At 73.7% G+C, this 2,042-nt stretch carries 2 protein-coding genes; both read right to left on the reverse strand.

The window, feature by feature from the left end; genetic code table 11:
- Positions 1–182: 182 nt before the first annotated feature.
- Entirely contained in the window at positions 183–1,400 is a 1,218-nt protein-coding gene (locus GV126_RS33595) for an MFS transporter (protein ID WP_159674916.1), read from the reverse strand.
- Positions 1,401–1,446: 46 nt separating this feature from the next.
- Positions 1,447–1,926 carry an RrF2 family transcriptional regulator gene (locus tag GV126_RS33600; RefSeq protein ID WP_159674918.1) on the reverse strand — a complete coding sequence of 160 codons (480 nt, stop codon included), beginning with the start codon at positions 1,924–1,926 and terminating at the stop codon, positions 1,447–1,449.
- Positions 1,927–2,042: the final 116 nt, after the last annotated feature.

Genomic DNA, 2,042 nt, shown 5'->3' on the forward strand with positions numbered 1-2,042 from the left:
TCGGTACAGCGTCCGCGGGCGGTCCGCGGTGTCGTGAAGACCGGGGCAGCAGGGTCCCTCTCCGCGCCGGTCGCAGGCGCCGCGTGCTGAGCGGTGGTTCAGCGGGCGGGTGCGGCGCCACACGGTCAGGTGGCGGTCGGGGGCGGCGTGGTCCCGACCGTCGTCGTACGGGTGTTGCGCGGTCAGTGCCCGCGCGCCGACATGTGCGCGGTCACGCGCAGGAACAGCAGGGAGACGGCGGCCAGTACCGCGCCCAGGGCGTACACGGTCGCAGCTCCGGTGGACAGGGTGGCGCCTCCGATCACGGTGCCCAGGCCGATGCCCAGGTAGATGCCGGAGGAGTTCAGGGAGACCACCAGCGGGGCCTCCTGCGGCGCGGCGTCGATGAGCCGGTGCTGCTGCGGCGGCGTCTGGCACCAGCTGCTCGCCCCCCACAGCAGGACCAGCAGGCCGACGGCCGGCTGCCAGGAGCCGTGGGCGGCGGCGATCCAGGCCAGCAGGCCGAGGGCGAGGGCCATGCTGACGTATCCGGCGGTCAGGACGCGCACCGAGCCCCAGCGGTCCGTGGCGTAGCCGGCCGCCAGGTTGCCGATCACCGCGCCCAGGCCGTACAGGAAGAGCATCCACAGGATGCCCCCCGAGGGGATGTGCACCGCTTCCAGGACGGGGACGCTGTAGGCGTAGGCGGTGTAGCTGGCCCCCATGCCGAGCACGGTCAGCGGCAGGATGGCCAGGACGGCCGGCCGACGCAGCACGGCCATCCGGGTGCGCAGCGGCACCCGTGCGTTGCCGGGCAGCGCCGGCATGATCAGGCGCAGGCCGACGGCGACGAGCAGGCACAGCGCCGCGACCAGGCTGAGCGCGGTCCGCCAGCCCAGCCAGTGGCTGGCCAGGTTGCCCAGGGGCACCCCGAGCGCGGTGGCGACGGTCAGTCCGCCGACGACCACGGCCAGCGCCCTGGCCCGCTGCTCCGGGCGGACGAGCGAGGCGCTGACCGCGCCGGCGTTGGGTGTGTAGGCGGCGGCACCGGCGGCCGCCAGCACCCGGCTGGCGATCAGTACGGGCAGATCGGGTGCCAGTGCCGAGCCCAGGTTGGCCAGGCCGAGGACGACCAGCGCGGCGACCAGCAGGGAACGTCGCGGTAAGCGGGCGGTGAGCGTGGCGAGCACCGGCGACAGCACGGCGTAGGCGGCGGCGAACACCGTGATCGACTGCCCGGCGGCCTGCGACGACGTGTGCAGCGAGCCGGCCATGGACGGCAGGAAGCCGGCCACGACGAAGGCGTCCGTGCCGACCGCGAAGGTGCCCAGGGCCAGGACGAGGGTCGAGGAGATCCCGGTCTGCTTCGGTGAACTGCGTTCCCCCGCCGCCGACCGGGACGAAATCGAGACATCGGACATCCAGATTCTCCTTACACGTGCGTACCCGTTTGCGGGATTAGGACAGTCAGCGGCGTGTGCGCTCGTAGTGGCGTCGGGCGCGGCCGCCCGCCGAGGGCGGTGCGGCCTCCATGAGGTCCGCCAGCGTCTGGGCGGCGAGCTCCCTGCGCCAGGCCAGTTCGGCCTTGCGCATCGCCGCGGCGATGCCGCACGGCTGCAGGAACTCCCGCTCGGGTGCCTCCGCTCCCTCCCCGCGCCGGCGGATCTCGGTGCAGCGGAAGACGTCCTCGCGGCCTTCGACGGCGGCGACGACGTCCATGAGGCTGATCTGCTCGGGGCGCCGGGCGAGCCGGAAGCCGCCCCGGGCCCCCGGGGTCGAGGTGAGGATGCCGGCGCGCACCAGGGCCTGCAGGCGCTTGTTCAGGTAGGCGGGGGGCAGCTCGAACCAGGCCGCGAACTGCGCGGTGGGGACCGGCTCGTCAGTGCCGAGCCAGGCCAGGATCAGGCAGCAGTGCAGCCCCCACTCGACTCCTTCGCTCATCCGCATAACCAGGACACTACACCTCCAGATTGCCGCTTCGCATCCGCCGGCCGCGGAACGTGCAAAGACGGCTGCGGCGATTCCCGGCAGCCGGGCGGGCGGCCGACCGGTCCGGGTGCGGG

The sequence above is a fragment of the Streptomyces mexicanus genome (genome assembly GCF_902506575.1).
GTDB lineage: Bacteria > Actinomycetota > Actinomycetes > Streptomycetales > Streptomycetaceae > Streptomyces > Streptomyces mexicanus.